Annotated in this window: 23 protein-coding genes; 11 read left to right on the top strand and 12 right to left on the bottom strand. The window is 59.6% G+C overall.

Annotation, left to right across the window (positions count from 1 at the left end; translation table 11 throughout):
* Positions 1 to 16 precede the first annotated feature (16 nt).
* The gene (locus tag J9870_RS16115; RefSeq protein ID WP_210639002.1) at positions 17 to 4,843 is read right to left on the bottom strand and encodes a DUF6543 domain-containing protein; all 4,827 of its coding nucleotides are present in this window, start codon (positions 4,841 to 4,843) and stop codon (positions 17 to 19) included.
* Positions 4,844 to 5,064: 221 nt separating this feature from the next.
* Here J9870_RS16115 and J9870_RS16110 point away from each other — a divergent pair, with 221 nt between their 5' ends.
* Positions 5,065 to 6,096, top strand: coding sequence for an Ldh family oxidoreductase (locus J9870_RS16110; RefSeq protein ID WP_210639001.1), 1,032 nt, complete (start codon positions 5,065 to 5,067; stop codon positions 6,094 to 6,096).
* Between the two features lie 186 nt (positions 6,097 to 6,282).
* Here the strand turns inward: J9870_RS16110 and J9870_RS16105 are convergent, their stop codons facing one another.
* Positions 6,283 to 6,600: a DUF883 family protein gene (locus J9870_RS16105; protein ID WP_210639000.1), complete on the bottom strand. Its 318-nt coding sequence runs from the start codon at positions 6,598 to 6,600 to the stop codon at positions 6,283 to 6,285.
* Positions 6,601 to 6,760: 160 nt separating this feature from the next.
* On the opposite strand from J9870_RS16105, the gene J9870_RS16100 reads away from it, so the two are divergent.
* Positions 6,761 to 7,015 (top strand): hypothetical protein, encoded by a 255-nt coding sequence (locus J9870_RS16100; protein ID WP_076384979.1) that lies wholly within the window; start codon positions 6,761 to 6,763, stop codon positions 7,013 to 7,015.
* A gap of 3 nt (positions 7,016 to 7,018) precedes the next feature.
* On the opposite strand, the gene J9870_RS16095 is transcribed toward J9870_RS16100, so the two are convergent.
* On the bottom strand, positions 7,019 to 7,927 hold the full coding sequence (locus J9870_RS16095) for a LysR family transcriptional regulator (RefSeq protein ID WP_210638999.1): 909 nt from the start codon (positions 7,925 to 7,927) through the stop codon (positions 7,019 to 7,021).
* Between the two features lie 85 nt (positions 7,928 to 8,012).
* On the opposite strand from J9870_RS16095, the gene J9870_RS16090 reads away from it, so the two are divergent.
* The gene (locus J9870_RS16090) at positions 8,013 to 8,936 is read left to right on the top strand and encodes a carbon-nitrogen hydrolase family protein (protein ID WP_210638998.1); all 924 of its coding nucleotides are present in this window, start codon (positions 8,013 to 8,015) and stop codon (positions 8,934 to 8,936) included.
* Here J9870_RS16090 and J9870_RS16085 read toward each other — a convergent pair whose 3' ends face one another.
* The gene (locus tag J9870_RS16085; protein ID WP_210638997.1) at positions 8,937 to 9,407 is read right to left on the bottom strand and encodes an LEA type 2 family protein; all 471 of its coding nucleotides are present in this window, start codon (positions 9,405 to 9,407) and stop codon (positions 8,937 to 8,939) included.
* Between the two features lie 299 nt (positions 9,408 to 9,706).
* Between J9870_RS16085 and J9870_RS16080 the strand changes: the two genes are divergently transcribed.
* From J9870_RS16080 to J9870_RS16065, 4 genes are all read left to right on the top strand, one after another.
* Entirely contained in the window at positions 9,707 to 10,423 is a 717-nt protein-coding gene (locus J9870_RS16080) for a YafY family protein (protein ID WP_210638996.1), read from the top strand.
* Between the two features lie 51 nt (positions 10,424 to 10,474).
* Entirely contained in the window at positions 10,475 to 10,816 is a 342-nt protein-coding gene (locus tag J9870_RS16075) for a nuclear transport factor 2 family protein (RefSeq protein WP_210638995.1), read from the top strand.
* Between the two features lie 144 nt (positions 10,817 to 10,960).
* A complete protein-coding gene (zapE, locus tag J9870_RS16070) occupies positions 10,961 to 12,082 on the top strand; it encodes a cell division protein ZapE (RefSeq protein ID WP_210638994.1) in 1,122 nt (373 codons plus the stop codon).
* A gap of 57 nt (positions 12,083 to 12,139) precedes the next feature.
* Positions 12,140 to 12,634 carry a GNAT family N-acetyltransferase gene (locus J9870_RS16065; protein ID WP_210638993.1) on the top strand — a complete coding sequence of 165 codons (495 nt, stop codon included), beginning with the start codon at positions 12,140 to 12,142 and terminating at the stop codon, positions 12,632 to 12,634.
* 93 nt (positions 12,635 to 12,727) lie between these two features.
* Here J9870_RS16065 and J9870_RS16060 read toward each other — a convergent pair whose 3' ends face one another.
* Positions 12,728 to 14,467: a phosphoethanolamine transferase CptA gene (locus J9870_RS16060; protein ID WP_210638992.1), complete on the bottom strand. Its 1,740-nt coding sequence runs from the start codon at positions 14,465 to 14,467 to the stop codon at positions 12,728 to 12,730.
* Between the two features lie 417 nt (positions 14,468 to 14,884).
* Positions 14,885 to 15,058, bottom strand: coding sequence for a DUF6026 family protein (locus J9870_RS16055; protein ID WP_210638991.1), 174 nt, complete (start codon positions 15,056 to 15,058; stop codon positions 14,885 to 14,887).
* 273 nt (positions 15,059 to 15,331) lie between these two features.
* On the opposite strand from J9870_RS16055, the gene gnd reads away from it, so the two are divergent.
* The 3 genes from gnd to J9870_RS16040 are packed head-to-tail and all read left to right on the top strand — an operon-like array spanning position 15,332 to position 18,647.
* On the top strand, positions 15,332 to 16,312 hold the full coding sequence (gene gnd / locus J9870_RS16050; RefSeq protein WP_210638990.1) for a phosphogluconate dehydrogenase (NAD(+)-dependent, decarboxylating): 981 nt from the start codon (positions 15,332 to 15,334) through the stop codon (positions 16,310 to 16,312).
* The gene (gene zwf, locus J9870_RS16045) at positions 16,309 to 17,829 is read left to right on the top strand and encodes a glucose-6-phosphate dehydrogenase (protein WP_210638989.1); all 1,521 of its coding nucleotides are present in this window, start codon (positions 16,309 to 16,311) and stop codon (positions 17,827 to 17,829) included. Before gnd ends, zwf begins: the two co-directional genes overlap by 4 nt.
* On the top strand, positions 17,826 to 18,647 hold the full coding sequence (locus J9870_RS16040; RefSeq protein ID WP_210638988.1) for an HAD family hydrolase: 822 nt from the start codon (positions 17,826 to 17,828) through the stop codon (positions 18,645 to 18,647). Before zwf ends, J9870_RS16040 begins: the two co-directional genes overlap by 4 nt.
* A gap of 113 nt (positions 18,648 to 18,760) precedes the next feature.
* Here J9870_RS16040 and nhaB read toward each other — a convergent pair whose 3' ends face one another.
* The 3 genes from nhaB to J9870_RS16025 form a co-directional block, all read right to left on the bottom strand.
* Positions 18,761 to 20,263 (bottom strand): sodium/proton antiporter NhaB, encoded by a 1,503-nt coding sequence (nhaB, locus tag J9870_RS16035; RefSeq protein WP_210638987.1) that lies wholly within the window; start codon positions 20,261 to 20,263, stop codon positions 18,761 to 18,763.
* 95 nt (positions 20,264 to 20,358) lie between these two features.
* A complete protein-coding gene (locus J9870_RS16030) occupies positions 20,359 to 21,648 on the bottom strand; it encodes a delta-60 repeat domain-containing protein (RefSeq protein ID WP_210638986.1) in 1,290 nt (429 codons plus the stop codon).
* 186 nt (positions 21,649 to 21,834) lie between these two features.
* A complete protein-coding gene (locus J9870_RS16025; protein WP_003181216.1) occupies positions 21,835 to 22,101 on the bottom strand; it encodes a hypothetical protein in 267 nt (88 codons plus the stop codon).
* A 341-nt stretch (positions 22,102 to 22,442) separates the two neighbouring features.
* On the opposite strand from J9870_RS16025, the gene J9870_RS16020 reads away from it, so the two are divergent.
* Entirely contained in the window at positions 22,443 to 23,768 is a 1,326-nt protein-coding gene (locus J9870_RS16020) for a sigma-54 dependent transcriptional regulator (protein ID WP_210638985.1), read from the top strand.
* A 368-nt stretch (positions 23,769 to 24,136) separates the two neighbouring features.
* Here the strand turns inward: J9870_RS16020 and J9870_RS16015 are convergent, their stop codons facing one another.
* The 3 genes from J9870_RS16015 to J9870_RS16005 are packed head-to-tail and all read right to left on the bottom strand — an operon-like array spanning position 24,137 to position 26,945.
* Positions 24,137 to 25,420: a hypothetical protein gene (locus J9870_RS16015; protein WP_210638984.1), complete on the bottom strand. Its 1,284-nt coding sequence runs from the start codon at positions 25,418 to 25,420 to the stop codon at positions 24,137 to 24,139.
* Between the two features lie 46 nt (positions 25,421 to 25,466).
* A complete protein-coding gene (locus tag J9870_RS16010; RefSeq protein ID WP_210638983.1) occupies positions 25,467 to 26,213 on the bottom strand; it encodes a hypothetical protein in 747 nt (248 codons plus the stop codon).
* A 51-nt stretch (positions 26,214 to 26,264) separates the two neighbouring features.
* Positions 26,265 to 26,945: a C39 family peptidase gene (locus J9870_RS16005; protein WP_210638982.1), complete on the bottom strand. Its 681-nt coding sequence runs from the start codon at positions 26,943 to 26,945 to the stop codon at positions 26,265 to 26,267.
* Positions 26,946 to 26,950: the final 5 nt, after the last annotated feature.

Below are 26,950 nucleotides of genomic sequence, written 5' to 3'. Positions count from 1 at the left end.
GGGCGAAGCGTCGCTATCAAGGGGACGTCGTCGAAGTGGGCGATGGCGGGTCCAACTGGCGACCCAACTCACAAATAAGCAGCGTCAGGGAGTCGGCATTTCGAAGGATGACGTCGATGCGTTTGTCCGGCGACCCAGGGTCCAGGAAGGCATCGCGTGCCTCGTTCATGGTCTTGCAACCGGTCACTTTCAGAATTTCCTTGGCGATGTCCTTGAGCCCGGGGAGAAGCTCCAGGCTCTTGAGTTCGTTGGCTTTGCTGTCCCAGCCCATGAACAGCTTGGATCGAGGCGTGGTTAACGAAAGCGCGCTGGATTGCTGTTTTTTTTGATAGTCATATTTCTCTTGTCCGGAATGAGTCACCGTGGAAATCAGGTCCAGGAATGGCAGCGCGGCGTCCATGTAGACGATGTCGTAAGTGTCGAAAAGCTGGTGGGATATTTCGTGGATAAGGGTCGCGCATTGGGCATGAGCATCGACGTTGAAGAACGCTGGGACGAAGTCCTTGTACCGATCCAACCCCACATCGAAGAAAAACTGCGTGAGATAGATTCTTCCGGCTACATCAGGTTCAAGTACAAATGCGGTCGCCGTATCGTTTGCATCCTTAAGGTCACCGATAACGATGCGGTGCGCGTTCTGTGCCTCCCAGGACGGATCAGCCAACGCTTGGCATATCGGTGAAACGGCCGCGTGTACTTTTTTGATCAAATGGGTATCGACGGTGCTGATACTGAAAAAGTTCTTTAGAAAAGTATCCAACCGAGAGCCGGAAGGGACCCGTCGCTTGACTTGATCGAGGTTGTGCAGGGCATTGAACGAGTAATGCCTCGCCGTCTCCAGGGCCTGCACAATCGCGTTTGCATAATGGGGATATTTCCTGCGTATTTCAGCCATGCCCCGGGCTTCGATATTCAGTGATCCCGAAGCCTTGTAGTCACTGTATGAATAGGCCAGTGTCGACATCACTTTGCCGTAACGAATGGTCTGGCGCTGCGGATCAATCGTCCATTCCTGGCTGCCCGGCGTTCTTTGCAGTATCGGCCCCTCTCCATGTTCATGGACAACGCGCCAGAGCTGATTGACTGTCGCGACCTGGAAGACTTTTCCAGCAAGGTGGACATAGCGCTTGCCGGATTCCATTGATGTGTAGGTGCCGTCGAGTGCTCTTCTCTGGAGGCCTTGGAGGCTGACACCAGTGGCTTCGAAGGCTTGCAGGTTAGTGCGCGCCGGGGCCGTGGAGGCAATGTCCTTCCAGGCGGTCGGGGTCGCCGCCGGGCTGTTCTGCGAACCAGGACCGACCGGGGCGAGCAGGCCGAACGTATCGTCGGGATTCAGTGAACCCAGCGAGGCCATCTCGACGGCGCCGGCGATGAAGTCGTGCAAGCCGGCTTTCCAATCATGCTGTTGCAACGACTCGGCGGAGGACTTGAAGTCCTGATAGCTTTCCCAAAGCGTTTCAATAAACGTCAGTTTGCCCGGCAACTGTCTACCCACAAACTTGACACCAGTGCTGAACAGATGCCGGGCCGTTTCCCAGTCGAACTGACGGTTTTTGTCTGTTTGCGTGGTCAGCATGTCCGACAACAACGTTGTGTTGTCGTCAAACAGTGTATCGAGCAGGTTGGTCCTGATCGGATTCGAACCCAGGGTGATTTCCGACGGATACCCGGCCGTCGAGGCGAACAGGTTCTTGAAGGTGGCTTGCTGATTTTTGGGCAGTCGGCGAATCAACAAATCCTGAAGCGTGCCGGGTGTATTGAATGCCGCCACAACGCCCGCTTCATCCTGGAACTCCGTAAAACAATCGCCGGCATGGTAGGGCGAGTACAGAACCTGCGGCGCCTTCGTATCGGCACTCGAGCCGATCAGGTAAAGACCCAGTGCTTTGATCGCTGCCGCCCCCTCGGTTTTAATCAGCTCCAATTGACGAATCAGCGCGCTGGCGCCTTGCACTGCTTGGCGAGCAATGGCGTCCGGCATGTCCAGCACTTGGCGGATCAAGTCAAACGCCGGGGGCGAAAGGTGCTGCTGTAGCTGCCGTGCGTGAGCGTGCTGCAACAGTTGCCAGGGTATTTGTCGGTGGAACCGCTGCTTGCGTTGCTGGACGTCGGCAGCGCTGCCGCAGAGCTTGTCCTGTACGTGTTTCTTATAAGCGGTGGGGATATCCAATGACAGTAACATCTGCCTGACCGCGGCCTCATTCAAGCCGTCCGGCAACTGCTGCCGGGAGGTTGAGGAAACCTTGAAGCCGGTCCTTTGAGTGTCGTTGATATGACTCAGGGCAAAATCGTTCAACGTGCTGGCAGGCCCCGCCAGTGCGAGGTTCGGCGTGATCTGGATGGCGGCGGGGTCAAGGTCTTTTTCGGCGAAGCGCGCGTCCAGGAGTGCTTTCAGCTTTTTACTGACGTAGGTGTGCAAGGGCTCGATCCCGTCCAGGTAATCGCTGCCATCGCCCAGGCTGCTCCGATATTGCTCCAGCAGATCGATATGCAGGCGTTGGCCTTCAACAGCGGCGGTGCCGAGCCAGGCGGGCAGTTTCTGTTGCCATCGGTTGGCCTGGGCGATACGTGCGGCGCGCGTGAGATTGCTGGGAGCGCCTTTTTTCAGTAGTGCCCCAAGGCTCTTTACCAAGGCAGGCCCGCTCAGTTGCCAATCGCCACTTTTCAAGGTGCTCACATAACGGTGCTCGGCCTCGAAGTACTCGATGAACGACGTCATCCGATTGAGCAGCACATTGTCTTCGATCAGCTCAAGTGCCTCGAGTCGATAGCGCCTGTGGGGTTTGCGTTGGGCCAGTGTGAGGTTTTCCAGCAGCGCAAAGCGCCGTCGGGAATCGAGCAGTTGTTGGTTCAGTTGCTTCGTGGCCAGCTCGACAGACGCATAAACCTGCAAGCCATCGGCGGGCGTCCAAAGGATGCCCATGCCCGAGTAAGGCGTATCCAGCCCTCCGCGCTCGGTCAAGAAAAAACAGTTGGCGAGGGCGACTGAGGCCGATTCGCCTTCGGCGGTGTACGCGAGCCGCAAAGAATAGACATCTGGCCGAAAGCCTTTGACCCCGATGCGTTGCTTGCGGTCCGGGAATTCGGAATCGTAGGCAAAGACGGCCTTGATGAGGTCGTGTGCGGCAGGTGGCAGTGTTCCGTTGAGCTCTCGCAGCAGGGCCTCTTCACGTATCCCCAGGGAAAAAACGTTGGCCAGTTTGGGAAGCAGGTCTTTCAATTCACTGCGCAGCCAAGTCTTGTCGGAGAGCGGTAACTGGGTGAACAGGGTGTTGAAAGCCTCTTCGACACTGGCATAGGTATTGACCTTTCTTTCCAGTTGATCGGCCATGAAGTTGGACGGTCGCAGGTCTCCGTAAAAGGCCGGTTGCGTGCCCCAATGCCCATCGGTCTTGCGCTTGAGCAGGCTTTTGTTGATCAAGGAACGTATGTCCAGCGCTTTATCGACGAGGGCGTGGATGTCCACGTCGCCTTGGCGGGACATCTCCAGTGCGTAACGAAGGTTGCTCGTCTGTTTGCCGATGATTACATCCGCCAGCGAATCGAATGCCGGCAAGGCCAGCGACCTGCCCGACAACTGCGGTGCATCAAGGCGCAGAAAGCGGTTGCGTTCTTCCAGGCTCAGCAGGCTATAGAGGTCTTCCTTTCCCGCAACGCTGGTTGGGGTATTGAGCAGCGCATCCTTGAAGCCCAGATAGTTGTCCACTTTCTGCAGGCCGTGGTTGGGGGTGTAGAGGTAGTGGCCTTTGCCACTCATCATCAAGGCACCCGAAGGCTCCACGTAGAGGGGCTCATATTCCCAGAGACGAATCGTCTCGATAAACAGCAGCGTCTCGTCCTGGCGAGATGGCCTGTAGAGGCGGAGCAGCTCCTCGCTTTGCGCGTGCGTAAGCTGCTGCTTCTCGCGCTGGATCAGGATCGTTGCCCGTAGGGCGTCGCTGAGGACTTGAGACAGAAAGTTGCGACGTGATACGTAGAAAGGGCCTATGGCGTCCCAATAAGCGTCGATGCAATGGGTGAGTCTGGGAATCAGGTGCCTGGCGGTGACCCTGAGCAGGCTTTCCCACTGGCGCGTGTTCTGTGGTGATGCCGTTATCTGTGGGTGGATGAAGTCGACGTCGTGCCCGCAGGGGCGGCCCTGGTTGTGGAAGTACACCAGGAGTGCGTCGCTCAGGGACAGGCTGCGGGTCAGTTGGCTCCCCAAGTCCCCCCCTTTACTCAGCGTAACGCGGGCCTGCTTATGATCAAAATTCGACACCACCTCATTCAATACCTGATCGAGCATCGTTATCAGCGAGGGTAGCTTGATCAGTTCATCGACCATGGCCAGTGCATTGAGACCTTGGGCGTTTTCGATGGACTCCACCAGGGTTTTGAAGACCTCGCCGCTGATGGTTTGCCTGGTTTTCTTGACCGAGGTCGTGCCCTTCAATTCGTTGCGTTGGGAAATGGCCAGGAGGCAAAACAAATCGTCCCGTTGCGCCGGGTCCTCCAGCATTTCGTCAATTTTCTTTTCGAGTGCTGCCAGGCTGTCGAATTTCTTGATTCCACCAAAATGCGTGTAGAGAAACGCGGGCTTGATGTCTGGCGCGTCGGCCCTTGTCAGGGTGCTCAGGGTAAAGCAGCCGGCCAGGGGGATCGGCGCGTTACCCTCGGATTCAAGCAACAGCGTTTCGGCGCGCATCGGCGGAGTCTGCGCGGCGCGCAGCGTGTGGTTGGGCAGGGCCGTGTGGTGCAGCCAATCGAGGTCTGCCTGCGTCAACCCATGGGGATTGGTCAATTGCTCCAGGCGCTTGGCGGCCAATACCTCGGGAAACAAAAGGGTCGGGGTCTGAGTGGTCATCGTCGCTTCTCGCTCAAGGCGCCGGTGGGCGGCGCATGTGTGGATGAAGCGGCCACACTAGGCAACGACGAATGAGCAAAGGTGGTACATAGTTACCGCACACAAGGCGACAGGCTGGTCAGGCTGAGGGACGCGGAGCAGGCTTTGCTCTCACCGTGAAGCAGTGTTTAATCATCGTTCCTACGCTGTTGCTACCTCCAACAATTTCTCTGGAGCTTCAGATGTCTGCGCTATCCGATCAAGCTGGTTCTTGCACCCTGTCCTTTGATGCTTTGGTGAGTTTGCTGGAGAAAATTTTCCTGCGGCATGGAACGTCGGTCGAAGTCGCCCGGACCCTGGCCGAAAACTGCGCCGGTGCCGAGCGCGACGGTGCCCACAGCCACGGGGTGTTTCGCATCCCGGGCTATGTCTCGACACTGGACAGCGGTTGGGTCAACGGTAAGGCCGTGCCAGTGGTCGAAGACGTCGCCTCAGGCTTTGTCGCGGTGGACGCCGCTAACGGGTTTGCCCAGCCAGCCCTGGCGGCGGCGCGCCCATTGTTGGTGGCAAAGGCCCGCAGTGCCGGAATCGCGGTCCTGGCGATTCGTAACTCCCATCACTTCGCTGCTCTGTGGCCGGATGTCGAGCCATTTGCCTACGAAGGCCTGGTGGCGTTGAGCGTGGTCAACAGCATGACCTGTGTGGTGCCCCACGGCGCCGACCGTCCGCTGTTTGGCACCAATCCGATCGCCTTCGCCGCGCCCCGGGCCGACGGCGAGCCGATTGTCTTCGACCTGGCCACCAGCGCCATCGCCCATGGCGACGTGCAGATTGCCGCCCGCAAGGGCGAGCTGTTACCGCCAGGCATGGGCGTGGACAGCCTCGGCCAACCGACCCGCGACCCGAAAGCGATTCTCGAAGGCGGGGCACTCCTGCCGTTTGGCGGGCACAAGGGCTCGGCGTTGTCGATGATGGTCGAGTTGCTGGCGGCTGCCTTGACCGGGGGTAATTTTTCCTTCGAGTTCGACTGGAGCAATCATCCAGGCGCCAAGACACCGTGGACTGGCCAGCTACTGATCGTGATCGACCCGAGCAAGGCCGCCGGCCAGAACTTCGCCGAGCGCAGTCAGGAGCTGGTGAGACAGATGCACGCCGTGGGACTACGGCGGCTGCCGGGGGATCGTCGGCATCGCGAACGCAGCAAATCCAATGAACGGGGGATTGTGTTGGAGGAGCAGACGTTGGCGCAGTTGCGCGAGTTGGCGGGGCAGTAAGCAATTGGATGTTTGTGGCGAGGGAGCGCGGATTCGATCGTTCCCACGCTCTGCGTGGGAATGCATCCCGTGGCGCTCTGCGTCACCTTTCAGAAGTAGAAGGCGGAGCGTCCCTGGCGACGTTCCCACGCAGGAGCGTGGGAAACGATCGGTAGTCGCTGTGATCATTCAATTCTTGCCAAACGCTTAACGCCGTCCGAGCAACAACCCCACCACCAGCCCGAAACCGGCGGAAATCGCCACGGTTTGCCATGGATGACCGCCGATATAGACCTCAGTGGCATCGACAATCGGCCGGGTGCGCTCCCGAGCCTCGGCGACCGAATCCAGGGCCTGTTGCAGTTTCTGGGAAATCTGGCCCCGCAGGTCTTCGGCGTCCTCGCCGACCAGCGAGGCGCTGCTTTTGAGCAGCTTTTCCGATTCCTCAATCAGTGCCTTCAGTTCGCTGAAGGCTTGATCCTTGATCTGCTCTCCGTTTGTTTGCACGGTGCTTTTGCGAGCCATTGAGGTACTCCTTGGTGATGATGGCAGTGAACAATGGAGTGTTGCGCCCGGGTAAAAGTTGCAGCGCAGAGCGTTGGCAGCGCAACCCTTCATAAATCGTGGTTAAGACGTTTCTCTGCAAGGTGTAAGATGGCGCCTATTTACGCAACAGGTAATTCCCATGAGCTTCAATCTGGCTGACAAGCCCCTGGCCGAGCGCGCGGCGCTGGAAGACGAAAAATCCCGACTCTTTGAACTGTGGCAAAACAACCTGGGCAAGGCCAAGGGCGACGCTGCCAGGTTGTTCGGCGAGCGCTCCAAGCGCAAGGGCAAGTGGTCCGAGTGGGTGCGTGCCGAACTGGACGGCATGTCGCCGCCCGAATACGCCAACATGGTGCGCAGTGAAGTCAATCGGCTGATGGCCGCCAACAAGTAAGCTTTACGCGAAGGTGGCGACAATGGCCTCGCGAACCTTGACCACCGCAGGATCCATTTGCGCGTGGGTTCGCCAGCCCAGTTCAATGGGATAGCGCGGCAAGGCGAGGGGGCAGGGCAGCAATGCCAGGCCGCTGAGCGACGCGATGGCCCGGGCGGCATGGGTCGGAATGGTCGCCACCGCCTGGCTGCCCTTGAGCAGGAACGGCAGCGCGGCAAAGTGGGTGGTCGAGGCGCATACCCGCCGGCTCAGACCGAGCCCGGCCAGCCCTTCGTCGGTAATGCCGATGAAGCCACCGGAAGACACCAGCACATGTTCGCGGGCCACGAACGCTTCCAGGGAGAGGCTTTGCTGGCCCTGCGTCAGGCTGGCCGGGTCTACCAGGCAGGCATAGTCGCCTTCGCCCAATACCTGGCGGCTGAGTAACCTTTCGCTGAAACCTCCCGCCGCGATCGCCAGGTCAAGGCTGCGCTCCATCAAGGCCCGGCCGACGATCTGGCTGTGGGTCTGGCGAAAAATCAAGCGTAACCCCGGCGCATGTCGCGCCACTTCCTCGATCAAGCGTCGCCCATGGGCAATCTCGAAGTCGTCGGACAGCCCGACGATGACCGAACGGCCTTCGTAATGGCCAGCATCCGGGTCGACCATCGCCAGGCTCTGGCGGCACTTGTTCAAGGCATCGCTGATCACCGGTTTGAGCTGGTTGGCCCGCAGGGTCGGTGCCAGGCCGCGCCCGGTGCGTACGAACAATTGATCGTCGTACAGGTTTCGAAGCCTGCGCAGGGCTGCACTGATGGCCGACTGGGTCACGCCCAAGCGCAACGCGGCGCGGCTGGCGCTGGATTCATCGTGCAGGGCTTCGAAGGTTTTGAGCAGGTTGAGGTCGACATCGGCGATATTCATAAGGCTCATATCATTTAGCAGCGATCGGGGCTTTATTCATGATCGGCTGCCCCCTGAGAATCAGCAACACCTGATTATCAAGGAGTCGAACACCATGCCAAAAACCATTGTCGCTGCCCTGCAGATCGGTTCGTTGCCCGGCGGCAAGGACGAGACCCTGGCGCAGATCCTTTCCTATGAAGACGCCATCCGCCAGGCTGGCGCCCGTTTGGTGGTGATGCCCGAAGCCTTGTTGGGTGGCTATCCCAAGGGCGAGGGGTTCGGGACTCAACTGGGTTACCGGCTGCCGGAGGGGCGCGAGGCGTTTGCCCGGTATTTTGCCAATGCCATCGACGTACCCGGTGCTGAAACCGAGGCGTTGGCCGGGCTATCGGCGCGCACCGGGGCTAGCTTGGTGTTGGGCGTTATCGAGCGGGCCGGCAGCACCTTGTACTGCACGGCGCTGTACTTCGAGCCCGAGGCCGGCCTGGTGGCCAAGCATCGCAAGCTGATGCCCACCGGCACTGAGCGGCTGATCTGGGGCAAGGGCGACGGTTCGACCTTGCCGGTGATCGACAGCCAGGTCGGGCGCGTGGGTGCTGCGGTATGTTGGGAAAACATGATGCCGTTGCTGCGCACCGCGATGTACGCCAAAGGCGTCGAGGTGTGGTGTGCGCCGACGGTGGATGAGCGGGAGATGTGGCAGGTGACCATGCGTCACATCGCCCATGAGGGCCGTTGTTTTGTGGTCAGCGCCTGTCAGGTCCAGGCCTCGCCACAGGCGCTGGGCATCGACGTTGCCCATTGGCCGGCCGAGCGACCGTTGATTGCCGGTGGCAGTGTGATTGTCGGGCCCATGGGCGATGTACTGGCTGGGCCGCTGAAAGACACGGCCGGGCTATTGACCGCCGAAATCGATACCGATGAACTGGTGCGGGCGCGCTACGACTATGACGTGGTCGGGCACTATGCCAGGCCGGACGTGTTCGAGCTGGTGGTGGATGAGCGCGCCAAGCCCGGCGTGCGATTTACCGCTTGATCACCAGGTGGCCGCGGAGCCTGGCAAGTCCAGGGTGCCGCGGTCGACGAAACGCATGGTGCCGAACACGCCGCCGGCGAGCTTGCCCTTGAGCACATAGGGCAGGTTATTCAGGCTTTGGGTCTGGCTCAGGCCCAGGGTCTGACGCAGCACGGAAAACGCCGAAATGCTCACCGGCACGCTCAGCACCGCTTCGGAAAAGCGCGCAATGGTACCGCTCTGGTCGCTGACACCCGATGCCAAGGTACGCCCGTTGACCTCCAGGTCCAGGGCCACGCCGTTGTAGTCGATGGCGGTTTCGTTGGGGTTCTGCAAGCGCAGCTTGACGGCAAAGCGCATCTCCAGCTCCTGGCTGGGCAATGGTTCGATGCCGACCACGTTGATGTTCAACGGATCCCGGTGCGGGAAGAGGGCGCAGGCGCTCAAGCTGAGCAACATCAGGAAAAGGGACAAGCCGAGGATTCTGCGCATGGATAAACTCTCAAGAGATGGAGAAAAACTCGGAACACTGATGGGCACGATACCACCACGTCTCAAGGCAACCGCAAACCCCTATGGCGAGGGAGATTTTGTGGCGAGGGCGTTGCTCCCGCTGGGCTGCGCAGCAGCCCCTGGCTTTTGCGATTGCTCTACAACCAAGCGGGAGCAAGCTGCCTCGCCACAGAAAGCGGGCTTCACCCGGTTATGCACTCTATAGCAAAGTGCTCCTGACAGTTTCTGACACCAGCCTCTGCTAATCTGCGTCAACTTTTTCCTTCCGGATCGCCATCGTGTCGCGTACCACTCGGCTGCTCACTCTGCTGCAAGTCTTGCGGGGCAAACGCTGCCCGGTCACCGCCGCGACCTTGGCGGCCGAGCTGAAAGTCTCCGAGCGTACGCTCTATCGTGACATCGCCGAACTCTCGGCCCTCGGTGCGCCGATCCAGGGGGAAGCGGGCATTGGTTATGTGTTGCGCAGCGGCTTGTTCCTGCCACCCTTGATGTTCACTGCCGATGAAATCGAGGCCATTGTGCTGGGCTTGCGCTACGTCGATCAGCGTGGTGACGACGTGTTGGGCAAGGCCGCCGCCGATGCATTGGCCAAAGTCGCGGCGGTGCTGGCCCCTGACGTGCGGGACGCCTTGCGCAATCCCACGGTGCTGCCCGGGCCGCCTGGCTGTGGCTATCCGCAGAATACGGTGGAGCTGAATGTCTATCGCCAGGCCATCCGCACGCAGGCCAAGTTACACATCGATTACGCCGATGTGAACAAAACCCCGAGCCAGCGCTTGATCTGGCCGCTGGCCCTGGGCTTTTTCAATGAGGCGCGGGTAGTGGTGGCCTGGTGCGAATTGCGCGGCGCCTATCGGACCTTTCGCACCGACCGCATCGCCTCGGCCACCGAACAGGGCGAGCGTTATCCCGGCAGGCGCAGTGACTGGTTGCGTGCCTGGTTCAAGCTGATGGAACTGGATGAAAACGGCCGCTTCACTCCTGACAAAAACTGACACAGGGCTGTTCTAGCATGGCGCCAGATCGATAAAACAAGGAGCCCCACCATGTCCAATCCCGTCTCTTCCCTGGCCCCGGCCATCGCCGGCTACATCGCGGCCGCCAATGCCCGTGACAGTTCGGCGGTGACGCGTTTCTTCGCCGAGGATGCCAACGTATTCGATGAAGGCCAGCACCGGGCCGGTACCCAGGCCATCGCCCAATGGATGGAAGACGCCGCGCGGCGCTACCAGCCCAAGGTGCAAGTGCTCAATGTGCAGCAACGAACCGGCAAGGTGCTGGTGCATAACCTGATCTCAGGCACCTTTCCCGGCAGCCCGCTGGAGCTGCGCTATACCTTCCGCCTCGATGAGCAAGGCAAGATCAGTCGGCTGGATATCTCGATCTAGCGTTCTGCACCCGGTTATGTGAACACTGTTGTGGCGAGGGGATTTGGTTTCGCTGGATCCCCTCGCCGCAGGGGCTCTGTGCAGGGTTCCCCAGGTCGTCCGTCGTGGCATACTCCCCACCTTCATTTCCCGGACCTGGGCCGTATGACTTTCGACTCCCCCTTGAGTGCCTGGCAGCATGCCATCAAACACCACGGTTTTGTCCAGGACGAAGCCCAGGAGTTGGCCATCATGGCCTTGGAGCAATGCCACAAGGCGGTGCACGAGGGCCGCAGGTCGATCAAGGGCGTTTATCTTTGGGGCCCGGTCGGGCGCGGCAAGACCTGGCTGATGGATCGCTTCTATGAAAGCCTCAAGGTGCCAGCCCGCCGTCAGCACTTCCACCACTTCATGGCCTGGGTGCATCAGCGCTCGTTCCAGCTCACTGGCACACCGGACCCTTTACAAGCCCTGGCCCGGGAGTTGAGTGCAGAAGTGCGGGTGCTGTGTTTCGACGAATTGTTTGTCAGCGACATCGGCGATGCCATCATCCTTGGCCGGCTGTTCCAAGTGATGTTCGAACAGGGCATGGTGGTGGTGAGCACCTCCAACCTGCCGCCGGAGGAGCTCTACGCCAACGGCCACAACCGTGAACGGTTCATGCCGACCATCACTGCGATCAAGCAGCACATGCAAGTCGTGCCGGTCAACGGATGGCAAGACCATCGCCAGCATCCGGGCCAGTTGCAGCAGCGCTACTGGCTGCGCGAACCTGGGCAACCCGAACCGTTGGGTGATGTCTTTGGCCAACTGACGGCAGGGCAGACACTGAGCAGCGAGCCGATCAATGTCGGTCATCGTCTGCTTGAACCGGTCCAGGCCAGTGAAACGGTGCTCTGGAGCCGTTACCCGGACCTATGTGAGCAACCGTTTTCGGCCGTGGATTTCATGGCCCTGTGCGACCGTTTCAAGGTCATCCTGCTCAGTGACGTACCCTGCCTGAGCGCCGAACAGCGCGAAGGGCGCATTGCTCGTGGCACGGAAGACGGTGTCGAGCGAGTGGTGGCCGGTGATCGCGAACTGCCACAATTGTCGGTGCATGACGATGGTGTACGGCGTTTCATCGCGCTGGTCGACGAGTGCTATGACCGCAAGGTGCCGCTGTACCTTTCGGCCCAGGTGGCGATGGATCAGTTGTATACCGAGGGCTATCTGCAATTCCCGTTTCGCCGTACCCTCAGTCGCCTCCAGGAAATGCAATTGCAACGTTTTGGTCAGCCCGCCTGACCTATATCCCGCCGACGACCTCAAGCCGTCGGTACTACCGAAGTGAGATGGAAGGTCATGGAAGAAGCCAAGGACATTCTTGTACTGCAAGCCAGCTACACCAACCCGGTTCATGCCGAAGCAATCTGCCACGTGCTCAATGGCTATGCAGAGGATCCAATGGGGGGTGGCCACTCGCTGCCCGCCGAGGTGCTGCTGCACCTGCCCGAGGAACTGGCCAAGCGCCCCCATGCGTTCAGCGTGCTGGCTTTCGTCAACGGCGAACCGGCGGGGCTGGTCAACTGCTTCGAAGGTTTTTCCACCTTTGCCTGCCGGCCGCTGGTCAATATCCACGATGTGGCGGTAATGAAGGATTTTCGCGGGCTCGGGCTGAGCCAGAAGATGTTGCAGAAAGTCGAGGACATTGCCCGCCAGCGCGGTTGCTGCAAGATCACTCTGGAGGTGCTTGAGGGGAATGCCGTGGCCCAGGGCAGTTACGCCAAATTTGGTTTTTCCGCTGGCATGTTCGACCCAGCCCACGGGCGTATGTTGTTTTGGATAAAGCCCCTTTAAAAGCAAGCCCATAACACAATCCAAAAAAACGACGCTTGTCCTATAAGAGAAGCGCCGTTTTCCCTAAGCGAAAAGCATTACCTGTAGGTGCAGTTATTTCTGCACAACCTCAGCCACCGGCGCCTTGGGCTTCATCAGGCTGAAGTCGATCAACCCCTTGTGCTGGCTTTCGTAAGGGTTGCCGATCAACAGCGGGCGAGCCTTGAAGTCCGCGCTGACCAGGCTCTTGCTGTGGTCCAGCTCATCAAAACTCAAACCGGCCAGGTCTGCCCAGGTGTGGATCAGATGGGAGCTGCTGTAGGGCCGTGACAGGTCACCGGCAAGGTTCCAGTCATGGCTTTCGCGCCACTTCGGCGAGGCCCAGGCCATGAACGGAATGGTGTACATCGGCGCGGTCGGCTTGGCTTCGTTGCGGCCCAAGGTGTTATGGCCCAGTGAGTCGAACACGTCTTCACCGTGGTCCGACAGGTACAGCAGGAAGCCATTAGGGTCGGTCTTGGCGTAGTCCTTGATCAGGCTGGACACCACAAAGTCGTTGTACAGCACCGCATTATCGTAACTGTTGTAGGTCGGCACCTGATCGTCACTCACGCCAGCGGGCACGCCTTGGCGGTCGGTGAACTTGTTGAAGGTCGGCGGATAACGATACTGGTAACTCATATGAGTACCGAGCAGGTGCACCACGATCAGCTTGCGCGGTGCGCTGTCGGCCAAGGCTTTGTTGAACGGTTCGATCACGTCGCCATCGTATTGCGCGGCGTTCTGGTTGCGGTTGTTGTTCAGGTACACCTGCTCATCGGCCTGTTGGGAGAAGGTCGTGAGCATGGTGTTGCGCTTGGTCATGGTCTGCTGGTTGGTGATCCAGAAGGTCTTGTAGCCGGCCTGCTTCATCATGCTCACCAGCGATGGCGTGCTCAGGTACAGATCCGGGTTCTCTTCGTCAGCGAACGTCAGCACCTGTTGCAGCGCTTCGATGGTATAGGGGCGCGGTGTGATGACGTTGTCGAAAACCGACAGCTGGTCCTTGAGCTTGTCCAGCTCCGGTGTGGTTTCCCGCGGGTAGCCATAAAGGCTCATGCGCTGGCGGTTGGTGGACTCGCCGATCACCAGCACCAGTGTTGCCGGCTGGTCAGCCATGGCGTCCTTGAGGTTGCTCAGGGGCTTGATCTTGCTGGCGCTGTGCAACATGCCTTGCATGTTCTCCAGCTGCTCACCATAGCGACGATAAGCCACCAGCATTTGCCACGGCACGGCGGGCTCGATGCGATCTTCGAACTTCTCCAGGCCACCGGCGAAATCGCCGGTACGCAGGGTTTGCTTGACCAGCGGGTACCCGACCACGGCCCCCACAATCACGACGGCTGCCACCCAGGCCTGGCCTCGGGGCAGGTACACCGGACGCAGCCGAGTCCAGAGCCAATAGCCGACGACGGTATGGGCCAGGAAAGCCGCCACCATCCACCAGGCAAAATACTGCGTCAGGTACTCGCCAGCTTCAGACACGTTCGATTCGAACATGATGAAGATGACGCTCTGGGAGAATTCCTGTTGGTATATGAAGAAGTAGCCGAGGCTGGCCATGGAGCAGGCCCACAGCACCACGCCAATCAACGCAGCGAGCACGCGCGTGCGGGCGGGGAATAGCAGCATAGGCGCCAGCCACACCGCACTCATCACGAACGCCTGGCGAAACCCCGTGAAGCCGGATGTGTCGCTTAGCAGAATCAGCAGTTGGGTAATACCCGAGAAATACCAGAAGAACAGAAAAAGCCAGCCCAGCCCGGCCCAGTCGAAACCTTTCGCAGTCGTTTTGCTGCGTTTGAACAAGCTCATCAAGCGCTCCAGCCCTCATCGACGAAGCCACAGGCACCCGGTTGGTGACCGCGGGCATACGCCGAGCAACCCTAAAAGGCCGGGAGTATTGCGGTAGAGGTGTGAAAACTTCGTGAGTTTTTCGGATACAAATCGATGAGTTGGGTGCGAATGCGCTTGTGGCGAAGGACTTATTTGTGACGAGGGGGATCTGCGGCGAGGGTATTTATCTGTGGCGAGGGGATTTATCCCGTTGGGTCGCGTAGCAACCCTGCTAGGCAACAGTCAGAGATCGGCATACCAGGCGCAGGTGTCCGGGACCGCTGCGCGGTCCAGCGGGGATAAATCCCCTCGCCACAAGAGCCCATGGCGGGGCTTGCATGGAAGTGACGCCGGATTGGCCGGTATCACTTCCTGGTGCCGTGCCTCTAGGGCAGGTTATCGAACCAGCGTCTGGCTTTGCTGGGGTAGCTGTGCGTGCTGCAACTGCATGCGCAACTGCATCACTTCATCGAGCAGCAGATCACGTTCTTCCTTGAGTAGGCGTAATTCGTCGCGACGAATGGTCACGTAAAGGGTTTGGGGAGGACGTGCGGTAACGACAGGGCCCATTGCTCACCTCGCAAATGGCTACATCAACTATAGAGATGCCGCCAGTTTTTGGTCGACACCTCTACTATCGGCGCCGATTCTGATTTCTTTTGCTTGTGATTGGAACTTTTTTATTTTTCATGGTCGCTGTGTCTTCGGCCGGATCTGGAGCGTTATCCCTTGTGATCGCTCGAATTACCCGGAAACTATGCAGCAATGCTCTGGACTAACCTCCACTAGTCGATAGCGTTTCATCTTTGACACACCTTTATTTGTAGTAGGGAGCATCAGCACATGCAACTCGGGATTATTGGACTGGGCCGCATGGGCGGCAATATTGCGCGGCGCCTGATGCTCAATGGGCACACCACCGTCGTTTATGACCGCAATGCCGCTTTTGTCGAAAACCTGCGCCAGGAAGGCGCCACGGGCGTTACCGATCTGCCGGCGTTGGTCGCCGGCCTCGAGAAACCGCGGGCGGTCTGGGTCATGCTGCCGGCGGGCGCACCCACCGAAGACACCATCAACGTCCTCAGCGAATTGCTTGAGCCGGGCGATGTGATCATTGATGGCGGCAACACGTACTACAAGGATGACATTCGTCGGGCCCAGGCCCTGTCGGAAAAAGGCCTGGGCTACATCGACGTCGGCACCTCTGGCGGCGTCTGGGGCCTGGAGCGCGGTTACTGCATGATGATTGGCGGTGACGCCGAGGTGGTGAAGCGCCTGGATCCGCTGTTCGACAGCCTGGCCCCTGGCATGGGTGATATCCCCCGTACCCGTGACCGCAAGTCGGACGACGACCGCGCCGAGCGCGGTTACATCCACGCAGGTCCGGCAGGCGCCGGGCATTTCGTGAAGATGATCCACAATGGCATCGAATACGGAATGATGCAGGCTTTCGCCGAAGGCTTTGACATCCTCAAGACCAAATCCAGCGAAAGCTTGCCGGCGCAACAGCGTTTCGACCTGAATGTCGCCGATATCGCCGAAGTCTGGCGGCGTGGCAGCGTAGTCTCCTCCTGGTTGCTGGACTTGACCGCCGATGCGTTGGCCAGTGATCCGCAACTCGACGGTTTTTCCGGCGAAGTCGCTGACAGCGGGGAAGGGCGCTGGACCATCGAGGCGGCCATTGAACAAGCCGTGCCGGTCCCGGTGCTGTCCAGCTCGTTGTTCGCCCGTTTCCGTTCCCGCCAGCAAAGCACCTACGGCGACAAGATGCTCTCGGCCATGCGCTTCGGCTTTGGCGGCCACGTGGAGACACCGAAAAAATGACCTCGATCGGCAGCAAATCCAAGGCAGAAGCCGCGCCGCCGACCACGTTGTTCCTGTTCGGCGCCCATGGTGATCTGGTCAAGCGCCTGCTGATGCCGGCGCTTTACCACCTCAGTCGTGACGGTCTGCTGGGCGATGGGCTGCGGATAGTCGGCGTCGATCACAACGCCATCAGCGACGTGGACTTCGCCAAGAAACTCGAGGACTTCATCCGTCACGAAACGGCGAGCAAGGGCGGCGATGCCAGCCGTGCGCTCGACCCGGTACTGTGGGCCAAGCTGGCCAGGGGGATCAGCTACATCCAGGGTGATTTCCTCGATGACAGCACCTACCAGGCGCTGGCGGCGAAAATCGCCGCCAGCGGCACCGGCAATGCGGTTTTCTACCTGGCGACCGCGCCGCGCTTTTTCAGTGAGGTGGTCAGCCGCCTTGGCGCGGCCGGGCTGCTTCAGGAGCAGGAGGATGCTTTCCGGCGCGTGGTGATCGAAAAGCCGTTCGGTTCCGACCTGCAAACCGCCGAAGCGCTGAACGCCTGCCTGCTCAAGGTCATGAGCGAAAAACAGATCTATCGGATCGACCATTACCTGGGCAAGGAAACGGTGCAGAACATTCTGGTCAGCCGTTTCTCCAACAGCTTGTTCGAAGCGTTCTGGAACAACCACTACATCGACCACGTGCAAATCACTGCCGCCGAAACCGTCGGTGTGGAAACCCGTGGCAGTTTTTATGAGCACACCGGCGCCCTGCGGGACATGGTGCCCAATCACTTGTTCCAGTTGCTTGCGATGGTGGCCATGGAGCCGCCGGCGGCATTTGGCGCAGACGCGGTACGCGGGGAAAAAGCCAAGGTGGTCGGGGCCATCCGGCCCTGGTCGGTGGAGCAGGCGCGTGCCAACTCCATACGGGGCCAGTACACGGCCGGTGAAGTCGCTGGCAAGGCGGTCAAGGGCTATCGCCAGGAAGCGAATGTGGCTGCCGACAGCAGCACCGAAACCTATGTCGCCCTCAAGGTCATGATCGACAACTGGCGTTGGGTGGGCGTGCCGTTTTACCTGCGCACCGGCAAGCGCATGAGTGTGCGCGACACGGAAATCGTCATCTGCTTCAAGCCGGCGCCATACGCGCAGTTTCGTGATACCGAAGTCGACGAACTGCAACCTACGTACCTGAGAATCCAGATTCAGCCCAATGAAGGCATGTGGTTCGACCTGTTGGCCAAACGGCCAGGGCCGGCACTCGACATGGCGAATATTGAATTGGGCTTCGCTTACAAGGATTTCTTCGAAATGCAACCATCCACGGGCTACGAAACCCTGATCTACGATTGCCTTACCGGCGATCAGACGTTGTTCCAGCGCGCCGACAACATCGAAAACGGCTGGCGTGTGGTGCAACCCTTCCTCGATGCCTGGCAACAAGATGCCACGGTCCAGCCTTACAAGGCCGGAGAAGATGGCCCGTCGGCCGCCGATGATCTGCTGATACGCGACGGTCGCGTCTGGCACAGCCTCGGATGAGTATTCAGGTGAAACACCCCATCCGCTTTTTGCTCAGTGACATGGACGGTACGCTGCTGCTGCCTGACCACAGTCTCAACCAACGCACCATCGAGGCCGTTCGTGCATTGCGCGAAGCCGGTGTGCTGTTCAGTCTCGCCACCGGGCGGCCGCCCCGGGCGATGCTGCAACAGATCGAGGCCCTGGGCGTCGACCTGCCCACTGCTGCGTTCAATGGCGGCACACTGGTTCATCCGGACGGCAGTTTCCTTGCCGTGCATTACTTGCCTGCCGAGGCGGCGCTGACCACCCTGGCGTTGTACGCCGATCAGCCCGGTATCGAGGTGTGGGTATTCGCCGATGGCGACTGGCTGGTGCGTGATGCCAACGGGCCGATGGTGCCAGTGGAAACCCGTGGCCTGGGCTATCCGCCGGTGCAGGTCGACAGCTTCGAACCTTACCTGGAGCGCATCGATAAAATCGTCGCTACCAGCGCCAATACGGATCTATTGGTTGAATTGGAGGCACGGTTGCATCCACTGCTCAAGGACCAGGCCCAAGTATCGCGTTCGCAGCCGATCTACCTGGACGTGACGGCGATGCAGGCCAACAAGGGGCAAGCGCTGGCGACCCTGGCGGCGTTCCTGGATGTGCCGCTGGAGCAGACGGCGGCCATGGGGGATGGCGGCAATGACCCAGCGATGTTTCATCGTGCGGGACTGTCGATTGCCATGGGGCAGGCGGAGGAGGCGATCAAGTGTCAGGCGGATGTCATTACAGCCGCCGTTGTCGACGACGGTGCGGCGCTGGCGATCGAGCGGTACATCCTGCCCCGATAGCGACCAGGAGCCTTTGTGAGAGCGAGCTTGCTCGCGATAGCGCCGGTTCAGCCGTATCTATGCTGAATGTGCCGCCGTCATCGCGAGCAAGCTCGTTCCCACAGGGGGAGCGTTTACAGCCAGTACGTCACTGCATACCAGCCCAAGCCACCCATTACCACGGTGTAGGGCGCGGCCATCCAGACCATCCGGCCATAGGACAGGCGAATCAGTGGTGCGATCGCCGAGGTCAGCAGGAACAGGAAGGCGGCCTGGCCGTTAGGCGTGGCGACGCTGGGCAGGTTGGTGCCGGTGTTGATGGCCACCGCCAGGGTCTCGAACTGCTCACGACTCATGTGGCCGGAGACAAAGGCCTGCTTCACTTCGGTGATGTAGATGGTCGCCACGAATACGTTGTCGCTAATGGCCGACAGCAGGCCGTTGGCAATGAACAGCATGCCTGGCTGTTGATCGGCGGGCAGGGCGAGCACCCATTGAATCAGCGGGGTGAACAGTTGCTGGTCATGAATGACCGCCACCACGGCAAAGAACACCACCAGCAGTGCGGTGAAGGGCATGGCGTCCTTGAACGCGTTACCGAGACGGTGCTCGTCGGTGATCCCCGTGAAGGCGGTAATCAACACGATGACCATCAGGCCGATCAGGCCGACTTCGGCAATGTGCAGCGCCAGGCCCACGATCAGAATCAGGGCGGCGATACCTTGGACGATCAATGCCGCCCGCTGACGCGCAGTGCGTTCGCGATTGTCCTGCTCGGCGTAGTCGGCCAGTACGGTGCGTACGTTTTCCGGCAACAGCGTGCCGTAGCCGAACCAGCGCAGCTTTTCCAGCGCCACGCAGGTCAACAGCCCTGCCGCCAGCACGGGCAACGACACAGGCGCGACTTTTACGAAAAAGTCCGCGAAATGCCACCCCATTTCATGGCCGATCAGCAGGTTCTGTGGTTCGCCTACCAGGGTGCACACACCACCCAGCGCGGTGCCTACGGCGCCATGCATCAGCAGGCTGCGCAGAAATGCCCGAAACTGATTGAGGTCTTCATGATGGCGCGACGGCAGGTCGTGGTCCTCATCGACGCTGCTGTCCTGGCGCGGATCATTGCCTGAAGCCACACGGTGATACACCGCATAGAAGCCCACCGCGGCGCTGATGATGACCGCTGTGACGGTCAAGGCATCCAGGAACGCCGACAGGAACGCCGAGAGAAAGCAGAACATCAAGGACAGCACCGCTTTGGAGCGAACCCCCAGAAGCAGGCGCGAGAACAGGAACAGCAGCAGGTCCTTCATGAAGTAAATCCCGGCCACCATGAACATCAGCAACAGGATCACCGGAAAGTTGTGCAGCAGCTCGTCGTACAGCGCCTTGGGTGTGGTCATGCCCAGTACGAGGGCCTCAACCAGCAGCAGCCCACCGGGCATCAGCGGGTAGCATTTAAGGGCCATGGCGAGGGTGAAGATGAACTCCACGACCAGCATCCAACCGGCAACGACCGGGCCCAGGGTCCACAGCACCACGGCATTGAGAATAAGGAAGGTGATGATGCACGCCTTGTACCAGCGCGGTGAGTGCCCAAGAAAGTTATGCGCGAACGCTTGAGCCATTGGACCGGACATCGGCTGCTCCTTTTAATTAGAAGCGCGCAACTTGCCGTAAGAAATGCGGAAGATCAAGCGTAGGAACGAATACTGTTAGCCTGGAGGAATCCGGCTCAGGCCCAATACCGTGTCACCACCGCTCGATAACGGCCATGCAACGAGTAGCCCCCCACCAGGATTTTCCCGTCAGCTTGCACGGCGATGGAGGTAGCGGTGTCCAGGCTATAGCCCAGTCGCGTGCGAACCCAGCCTTCGCCTTGGCCAAAATCGGGATCGAGGCTGGTATCCGGCAGATGCCGGGCAACAATGAAATCAGCCTCGATACCGCCGATGGTGGCGCCAGCGGTCACCAGCTTTCCATCCGGCAGAATCTGGGCGGCGGTCCATTGGCTGGCGTTGCGGCCGACCTCCAGGAGCCGACACTGGCCCTGGTTGCAATGCCGGTCTGGCGTGCCGTCCTGGCGTACCTTGAAGGACAGGCAATGCATCGGGTCGCGGCTGCTGCCCAATGCCTGCAAATCACCGTTTTCGTGCTCGACGATCTGGCTGACCATGACGCTGTGCCCTTGCATCATGATGGACAGGAATCCGTTCTCGCCGAAGCTGTCATCGAGTTTGCCGCTGGGGTCATAGCGGGCCATTAAGCCATGTTGGGGCAGGTCGATGGCACCGCCCACCACGATGCTGCCGTCGGCCTGGAGTATCAGGCAGCCCAGCCAGGTATTTTTCAACAAGCGCCGGACCATCACAAAACCGCGATTGTTGAACGAGGTATCCAAGGTGCCATCGGGCAACAGCCGGATCAGCACGCCGACATGATCAGACAATTGGTAATGATGGTTGGCCAGCAGGAGAATCCGGCCATCGGCTTGCACACGCATGTCACAGGCTTCGAGGCCCGGTACGCCGGGCGGCAACCACGGGTCGCGCAGGCCTTGGGAGAGATTGCCGCAGAGCCGGATGACCTGCCGCCCAGCGTTGCCGAAGCTTTGTACGGCACGGCCATGCTGATCGAACAGCGCCAGGGCGGGAAAGGTGCGGTCGGGGCCTTCGTAGTGCAGGCCTGACAACAGGATATGCCCGTCGGGCAACTCAATCACTTTGCCTGCAGTCGCTTCGAAGTTCTGTTCAAAAGAGCCGATGACACAACCGCCGGTGCCGAAGCCAGGATCGCTCGAGCCGTCATGATTGAGCCGTGCCAGCCCGAACCGGCTGCCGTGGGGGGTATCGATCCTGGCCGCCACCAGAATCCGCCCGGTATGGTCGATGGTCAGCCCTGTGGTCAGGCTCGATGCACCATCGGCGAAATGAACCCAGGCTTTACCGGTAGTGGCAAAGCCTGGGTCGAGCTCCCCGGCGTGAGCCGCAGCCGTCGGGAGTGCAAACACGGGGTGATCGAGCATGCATGCCTCTCCTTGCGCGTCGACCAGCCCGGAAGGGCGAGACGACTGCATGAGGGCAACATTCAATCCCTGAACGTGACAGTGCACAACTGTCAGGCACTATAGATATAAGGGCGATTCGTGCCATAACGATGGCTTTTCGACCCACTGCCGAGTCTTTAATCAATAACCGTCTCTATGAGCGCGTTATTCAGGCATGGACCAGGATTGCAGTTTGTAACCTTCCTGGCTCAATTCAGCACGGGCCTGTTTCAACAGGTTGGCCAGTTGGGCGGGGTCGGTATAAGCGCTGCTTGGAATCTGAGTGCGGCCAATATGAGTATTGGTGCGGTCGATGACGGTCAGGCTCAGTTCGCCGTTACCGTCTTGGGGAGCCCAGGCCACGCATTGGAAAGGACGGAATGCGCGGTCGGCAATCAAAAGAGCTTCGTTGATACGGAGCGGGGCGTTCATGGCATTTTCTCTTAAGTGTGCCCAATCAAATGATCTGCCGTCGGTTGGGCGTACCGTGCGGCTGGTTACTTGTACTGATGTCCGCAATAGGGGGACAGGTCACACAATCTTCAAATAAATTTCGACTTTCTTTCAGACAAGGCCCGTGGGCTTTTGTTTGAAAGCTGGATGAAAGATTTAACGCACCGGCAACTTATCAAAGGCTTGCTTATAACCGTTTTGTAGCGATGTCGATAATCAATTGATACAAGGGCGTGTCAACTTCTTGCTACTGTTACATGCAGGTTCGCCAAACGACTGTTTCTACTCATATTTCTTAATTTTGGCGCCAAGGATCAGTCATGATCGAAGCCAGTACGTCGCGTCGTCTGCTCGTGGTTGATCCCTGCGATGACTGTCATCGCCTGTTGCCTGGCCTGCGTACCATTGGCTGGGACGTCGACAGTTGCTCTCTCGAGCATGCCGCCGACCGAACCTGTGACGTGGGGCTTTTGCGTTTGCAGCCTTTTCACCTGGACCGTCCGGAAGCGGTCAAGGAGTTGATCAGTCGCAGCGGCACCGAGTGGATCGCTGTGCTCAGCCAGGAAGTCCTGCGCTTACAAAATGTGGGTGATTTTGTCTGCGAGTGGTTTTTCGACTTTCATACCTTGCCGTTCGACGTCTCCCGGGTTCAGGTGACGCTGGGACGGGCATTTGGCATGGCGCGCCTGCGAGGGCAGGGCTCGATTCACATCGATCAGCCCGAACATGAATTGCTCGGCGACAGCAAGCCGATCCGCGAACTGCGTAAGTTGTTGAGCAAACTGGCGCCTGCCGAATCGCCCGTGTTGATTCGTGGCGAGAGCGGCACCGGCAAGGAACTGGTGGCGCGCACCCTGCATTTTCAGTCTCACCGCCGCAATAAACCCTTCATCGCCATTAACTGCGGGGCCATCCCGGAGCACCTGATCCAGTCTGAGTTGTTCGGTCATGAAAAAGGTGCCTTCACGGGCGCTCATCAACGCAAGATCGGGCGGATCGAGGCGGCCCACGGCGGCACATTGTTTCTGGATGAAATCGGCGACCTGCCGTTGGAATTACAGGCCAACCTGTTGCGCTTTTTGCAGGAGAAGCATATTGAGCGGGTCGGGGGCAGCCAGCCGATTGCGGTCGATGTGCGGGTCTTGGCGGCCACCCACGTCGATCTGGAGGCAGCCATCGAGCACAAGCGTTTTCGTGAGGATCTGTACTACCGCTTGAACGTATTGCAGGTGGTGATGGCGCCGCTGCGTGAACGTCATGGTGACCTGGCGATGCTAGCCAGTCACTTTTCCCATTTCTACAGCCAGGAAACCGGCCGCCGGCCCCGCAGCTTCAGCGAGGATGCGCTGGTGGCGATGGGCATGCATGATTGGCCGGGTAATGTGCGGGAACTGGCCAACCGTGTCCGCCGCGGGCTGGTACTGGCCGAGGGACGGCAGATCGAAGCCCGGGACCTGGGCCTGGCCAGTCACCACGGTGTTGTTGCACCCATGGGCACCCTGGAGGACTACAAGACCCGCGCCGAACGTCAGGCGCTGAGCGACGTGCTCAACCGCCACAGCGACAACCTGAGCGTGGCGGCCAGGGTGCTGGGCGTGTCCCGGCCGACTTTCTATCGGTTGCTGCACAAGCATCAGATCCGCTAGGGCTGCCAACACAAAACCCCTTGTGGCGGGCTTGCTCGGGTAGCGGTGGATCAGTCATTTTTGCTGGGACTGACACACCGCTATCGCGAGCAAGCTCGCTCCCACAAGGAGAATAGCGGTGAACCTGGATGTTCAGTCCCCCAAAACCCCTGTGGGAGCGGGCTTGCTCGGGTAGCGGTGGATCAGTCATTTTTGCTGGGACTGACACACCGCTATCGCGAGCAAGCTCGCTCCCACAAGGAGAATAGCGGTGAACCTGGATGTTCAGTCCCCCAAAACCCCTGTGGGAGCGAGCTTGCTCGCGATAGCGGTGGACCTGCCTGCATAAATGTGGGAAGTGCCGCCGCCATCGCGAGCAGGGGATGACGCTAGAAGTAATACGGAAACTTCAGGCTAAAGGTGAAATCCGGCGCGTCGTCGGTCAGCCCGATGGACAGGTTGGGCACGATGGTCAGGTTGTCGCTGGCCGCCACGGTCATGCCGATGTTGAAGTAGCCGGCATTGGCGTCGCTGGATACCACCGACTCCCAATCCCCGCCGTCCTGCTTGAGCTTGCTTTTCTTTTGTATGAGGTCAGAAACCGAGAACGACATACTCATTTTTTCGTTCAAGGCAAAGGCGATGCCCGCGCCAAGCTGGAAGCTGTCGCCGATGCGTACCTTGCCCGGTACCTTCTGGTTGACGGTTGAGCTGATGTCGTCGAACGACTCTTCGAAATTGTGGGTGTAGGACAGGGTGCCGAACAGCACCGCCGGGTCGAAGGTCTTGACCAACGAGAGCCCGGGCGTGATCGACCAGACGCCGTTGCCAGTAGGCAGGTCTTCAGGCACGAACAGGTTGGTGTTGGCCTGGGATTGGCGCAGCTTGATGCCGAACGGATCCTTGCCCGTTGGCGCCTTGACGCGCAGGGTAACCACCGCGTCCGGGGTGTCGATCGATTCATCCATGAACTTGTAGGCGATGCCGAAGTTGACGTCACCGATGGTGGGGTCGCGGGTGACGGTTTCTTCGCTGGTGACGCCGGCGGCTCCATTGTTGGCGCCGCCCGATTGGTACGTGGATTCGCGGTAGATCACCGGCACGTTGAGGTCGAACTGCCAGCGATTATCGAAGTTATAGCGACCGGTGAGGTCCAGCGTCCAAGTGTCGGCCTTGATTCGGTCGAGGTTGATGTTGCCCAGGAAAATCGAATCCAGGGCCAGGAAGCCGTTGAGGATCAGTTGTCGTGTGTCGTAGCGCGAATAGGTCACGCCGGTTTCGAAGCTGAATTTGCCGCCGCCAAAGAAGCCACTGGCCTCGTCATAGAGGTTGGAGACGCTCTGGGCCGGTTGGGAGTCATCCGCCAGGGACTGTCCGTAGCCGCTGCCGCCGGTCGTTGGCGCACCGCTGCCGGCCACGGTCTGGCTGCCTTTCATGTCGGCCGGGGATTTGACCAGGCGCTTGGGCGGTGGGGCGGCGGGTTGATCCTCCACCTGGCGAACCCGCTGTTCGAGCACCGCCAGGGCTTTTTGCTGGACCTCGTATCGCTGCTTGAGCTCAAGAAGTTCCTGTTTCAGGGCCTCGATGTCCGCGTCCGGTGCCGCTTGCAACACGGTTGCCGGGAACAACGTGCTTAAACACATCACAGCGCGCAACGATACGGATCGATACATGAAATATGCCGTCCCTAATTGCCCAATGGTCGCAAAACAGCGTAGTTCAATAACCGAGGTTACGAAGGCCGCGTAGTTGGGTCAGGTTGCAGTCCAGCGCCCCAGCACTGGGGCCGTTATTGTTCAGCACCACGTTGAGCTGCGTCATGTTGTTGACCAGGTTGCTGTTGCCCAACAGACGGGTGTTTTGCAGCAAGCCGCCCTGGGCCACTTGTTGCAGGGTGCTGCCCTGATTGTGGCTGGCCTGGATCGCCATTTGCACGCCGCTGCCGGTGGCGGTGACCGCGACACTGCCGGCGGCGTTGCTGCCGCTGATGGTCTGGCCCTTGGTCAGCAATTGGCCTTGGGAGGGCGTCAATGCGGGTGCCTGGCTGCTCTCCTTCACGTTGATGGTGACATTGTTGTAGGCGGTGTTACCGTCGCCGGCGGCGCGTACGCTCTGGGTCACGCCCTGGCTGCTGCCAAGGCCTGCGCCACCGGTAATATTGCCGTTGCCCTGTTCCGGCGCGCTGCCGTTGCCGGTCTGCTTGATGGTCGAGACGTAGAACTCGGGTTTGACGGTAGCGGCCTGGATCTGCATGGAACTGCTGGCGCCGATCAGGTCGCCGCTGGCGTTGCGCCAGGTACTGCTCATGACGATGCCGAAGCTGATGACTCGGCCGGGCATGACATAACGACCACGTAGCTCGGCAAGCTCCTGGTCCTTGACCTCGATGGGTTTGAATCCGGCATGGGCATAGCCCGAGGCAGTCGCGGCCAGGCAGGCCAGCGACAGCCAGTGTGAAGTTTTCATGTGTTGCTCCCGGAGCGTCCTGCTCCTTTTTTCTTTGGCAGTTGTCGGCGATTAGAAAAAGTCGCTCTGTATGAAGCCGAAATCCATCAGTTCTGCATCCTTGACCGGGTTGAAGCCGTCCAGCTTGTTACGCGCCGTCAGCGGTTGCGGAGGGCTGCGCAATGCATTGGTCTTGTCATAACCCGGGCCGACGATGGCAAAGACGATGCCGTTCCAGCCTTTGACGAAATCATCATGGGTGTAGCGTTTGTGCCCCAGCACCGGGTCGCCGATGTAGACCCATTGCTTGTCGGCCCGTTGCAACACCACGAAGTGCTTGTAGCCGCGTATTTCCATCAGGACCACCACCGGAATCGTCACCGCTTCGAGTTTCTCAGGCGGTATCCGGTAGCCCCGGGCGCGCATGCCGATGGTTTCCACATAGCGTTTCATGTCCAGCATGGAAAACCCTTGGGTGCGAACCAGGTTCTGGTCGGCATTGGTCAACATGCCCTTGATGACATGCTCTTCATCGACGTCAAGCCAATAGGCCTGGCGCAACACCGTGGCCAGTGCGGCAGCGCCGCAGCTGAAATCGGTTTTCTGCTCGACGATGTCGCTGAACTTGCGTTCGCGTACGCTTTGCACCGGCTTATAGACCAGCATGCCGCCAGGCAGGGCTGCGACTGGCATCTGCGCCGCTTCAGCTACGCAAGCAAAGCACAGGAGCAGGGAAAGGGCAGTCATACGCATGATGA

Origin of the sequence: Pseudomonas sp. Tri1 (assembly GCF_017968885.1) — a bacterium.
Lineage (GTDB): Bacteria > Pseudomonadota > Gammaproteobacteria > Pseudomonadales > Pseudomonadaceae > Aquipseudomonas.
Note: the sequence above shows the minus strand (reverse complement) of the source record. Positions and strands in the feature narration are given on the sequence as shown.

What these genes read in the sequence shown, in the direction of transcription:
- J9870_RS16115 (WP_210639002.1), bottom strand. Translation starts at nt 4,843, where the DNA reads ATGACCACTCAGACCCCGACCCTTTTGTTTCCCGAGGTATTGGCCGCC.
- J9870_RS16110 (WP_210639001.1), top strand. Translation starts at nt 5,065, where the DNA reads ATGTCTGCGCTATCCGATCAAGCTGGTTCTTGCACCCTGTCCTTTGAT.
- J9870_RS16105 (WP_210639000.1), bottom strand. Translation starts at nt 6,600, where the DNA reads ATGGCTCGCAAAAGCACCGTGCAAACAAACGGAGAGCAGATCAAGGAT.
- J9870_RS16100 (WP_076384979.1), top strand. Translation starts at nt 6,761, where the DNA reads ATGAGCTTCAATCTGGCTGACAAGCCCCTGGCCGAGCGCGCGGCGCTG.
- J9870_RS16095 (WP_210638999.1), bottom strand. Translation starts at nt 7,927, where the DNA reads ATGAGCCTTATGAATATCGCCGATGTCGACCTCAACCTGCTCAAAACC.
- J9870_RS16090 (WP_210638998.1), top strand. Translation starts at nt 8,013, where the DNA reads ATGCCAAAAACCATTGTCGCTGCCCTGCAGATCGGTTCGTTGCCCGGC.
- J9870_RS16085 (WP_210638997.1), bottom strand. Translation starts at nt 9,407, where the DNA reads ATGCGCAGAATCCTCGGCTTGTCCCTTTTCCTGATGTTGCTCAGCTTG.
- J9870_RS16075 (WP_210638995.1), top strand. Translation starts at nt 10,475, where the DNA reads ATGTCCAATCCCGTCTCTTCCCTGGCCCCGGCCATCGCCGGCTACATC.
- zapE (WP_210638994.1), top strand. Translation starts at nt 10,961, where the DNA reads ATGACTTTCGACTCCCCCTTGAGTGCCTGGCAGCATGCCATCAAACAC.
- J9870_RS16065 (WP_210638993.1), top strand. Translation starts at nt 12,140, where the DNA reads ATGGAAGAAGCCAAGGACATTCTTGTACTGCAAGCCAGCTACACCAAC.
- J9870_RS16060 (WP_210638992.1), bottom strand. Translation starts at nt 14,467, where the DNA reads ATGAGCTTGTTCAAACGCAGCAAAACGACTGCGAAAGGTTTCGACTGG.
- J9870_RS16055 (WP_210638991.1), bottom strand. Translation starts at nt 15,058, where the DNA reads ATGGGCCCTGTCGTTACCGCACGTCCTCCCCAAACCCTTTACGTGACC.
- gnd (WP_210638990.1), top strand. Translation starts at nt 15,332, where the DNA reads ATGCAACTCGGGATTATTGGACTGGGCCGCATGGGCGGCAATATTGCG.
- zwf (WP_210638989.1), top strand. Translation starts at nt 16,309, where the DNA reads ATGACCTCGATCGGCAGCAAATCCAAGGCAGAAGCCGCGCCGCCGACC.
- J9870_RS16040 (WP_210638988.1), top strand. Translation starts at nt 17,826, where the DNA reads ATGAGTATTCAGGTGAAACACCCCATCCGCTTTTTGCTCAGTGACATG.
- nhaB (WP_210638987.1), bottom strand. Translation starts at nt 20,263, where the DNA reads ATGTCCGGTCCAATGGCTCAAGCGTTCGCGCATAACTTTCTTGGGCAC.
- J9870_RS16030 (WP_210638986.1), bottom strand. Translation starts at nt 21,648, where the DNA reads ATGCTCGATCACCCCGTGTTTGCACTCCCGACGGCTGCGGCTCACGCC.
- J9870_RS16025 (WP_003181216.1), bottom strand. Translation starts at nt 22,101, where the DNA reads ATGAACGCCCCGCTCCGTATCAACGAAGCTCTTTTGATTGCCGACCGC.
- J9870_RS16020 (WP_210638985.1), top strand. Translation starts at nt 22,443, where the DNA reads ATGATCGAAGCCAGTACGTCGCGTCGTCTGCTCGTGGTTGATCCCTGC.
- J9870_RS16015 (WP_210638984.1), bottom strand. Translation starts at nt 25,420, where the DNA reads ATGTATCGATCCGTATCGTTGCGCGCTGTGATGTGTTTAAGCACGTTG.
- J9870_RS16010 (WP_210638983.1), bottom strand. Translation starts at nt 26,213, where the DNA reads ATGAAAACTTCACACTGGCTGTCGCTGGCCTGCCTGGCCGCGACTGCC.
- J9870_RS16005 (WP_210638982.1), bottom strand. Translation starts at nt 26,945, where the DNA reads ATGCGTATGACTGCCCTTTCCCTGCTCCTGTGCTTTGCTTGCGTAGCT.